This is a genomic window from Streptomyces sp. CB01881, from assembly GCF_002953255.1.
Classification (GTDB): domain Bacteria; phylum Actinomycetota; class Actinomycetes; order Streptomycetales; family Streptomycetaceae; genus Kitasatospora.
The window spans coordinates 1,072,225-1,073,847 of sequence record NZ_CP026498.1 but is presented as its reverse complement, the minus strand read 5'-3'; the positions used below and the strand labels follow the sequence as shown (position 1 = coordinate 1,073,847).

1 protein-coding gene is annotated in these 1,623 nt (G+C 62.1%); it reads right to left on the bottom strand.

Going from position 1 to position 1,623, the window contains the following annotated elements; translation table 11 throughout:
- The coding region (locus tag C2142_RS04965) for a reverse transcriptase/maturase family protein (protein WP_241002387.1) at positions 1-1,308 on the bottom strand (1,308 nt) is incomplete at its 3' end.
- Between the last annotated feature and the right edge of the window lie 315 nt (positions 1,309-1,623).

Genomic DNA, 1,623 nt, shown 5'->3' with positions numbered 1-1,623 from the left:
GACGTCGCCGGCCAGCAGGTAGTACTGGACGATCCCGCGATACCTGGCGCCGAAGATGCCGACGAGATTGTAGTCGTCGTGCTTGTACATCGATGGCTGGTGCGCGGGCTTTCCGCGCGTCAGGTAGGGCGCGCATTTGGCTTTGATCACGTCTTTCGGGACGTGGAGAGCGATGGTTCCGTTCACCGAACGGCGTAGCCGCCGGTTTCCCTTCTTCCGCTCGGACCTTCCGTCGTCCCGTTGGGTCCTGATCTCGTAGCCGAGGAATCTGGCAGCCTGTGTTCTGGCATGGGTGACCAGGGTCTTCTCCTCGGACAGTTCCAGCTTGAGGTCGTCACGCAGGAACTGGGCGAGGCGCTGTTTGATCTCGTCGGCTTCAGCCTTGGGTCCGGCGAACCCGAGGAGGGTGTCATCGGCGTATCTGACATAGCGCAAGCGGCGGTATCCCGGGTCGTTCATATCCTGACTCGGGAGAGAATGCAGCCGCTTGTGCAAGACGCGTACGGAGACGCGGTCTCCGCGCCTCCGGGCACGCTGAATATCGCTTTCGACCCTGCGATACTCGGGGTTCCTCGCCCTGAGTTTTCCCCGGGTGTATTCCGGCACGAGAACCTTCTCGACGAAGGTGTCCAACCGGTGCAGGTAGATGTTGGACAGGATGGGCGACAGAATACCGCCCTGCGGAGCGCCGCTCAGTGTGGCATTCCATTTCCAGTCCTCCAGGTATCCGGCTTTGAGCATGTTGCGCACCAGCCGCAGGAACCGGTTGTCGTGGATCTTCTCCGCCAGTGTTTCGAGCATCACCCGATGGTCGAGTGCGTCGAAGCACTGGGCGATATCGCCCTCGATGAACCAGCTGGTCCCGGTCCAGGTGCGGGCCACGTCGCGTAAAGCGGTGTGGCAGCCCCGGCGGGGACGGAAACCGTGGGAGTGGTCGGAGAACTGCGGCTCGTAGTACGCCTCCAACAGGAGGCGCATCACCTCGCCGACCAGCTTGTCCGTCCATGATGGCAGGCCGAGCGGCCTTCGCTTCCCGTTCTTCTTCGGGATGAAGACCCGCTTGACCGGCTTGAATCGGTGGCGCTCGTGGCGCAACGCGTCGATGACGCGCCCGATCTTCGCTAGCGACATTCCATCGGCGGTTTCCCCTGTCGCCCCGGGCGTCATCGCCCCCTTGTTGGAGTAGATGCGCCCGTAGGCCATGAGATACAACTGCGGGTTGAACATCTGTCGATAGAGCTCATTGCACGGCAGGCCTCGCCTGCCGCGTTCACGGAGGATATCAAGTACCGCTTCGGCGCTCTGCATTACGCATACCTTCCGGTCTCATTGATATCCGGTCACCTGTGCCCCTTGGCCCTGTGGGCGGCTTTCCCGTCCTCCTTGGCAGGTCGTGACTCCTGCGACTACTATGGACACTCCGTCACCATGGGGCTCGCGCCCTTTAGGTGATCCCCTGTTCATCCTGGCCGTACGTGCTAGCGCGACTTAGGCGCCCCACTCATCTCCTCGAATGCCCTCGCTGGGCATCGTCCCGCTCCCCGGAGTTACATCGGTGTTCGAAGCCCGATGCAGGGGGCGGCGCCGGTTTCGGATATCTTTCCGGCGGATCTTGAATCGACT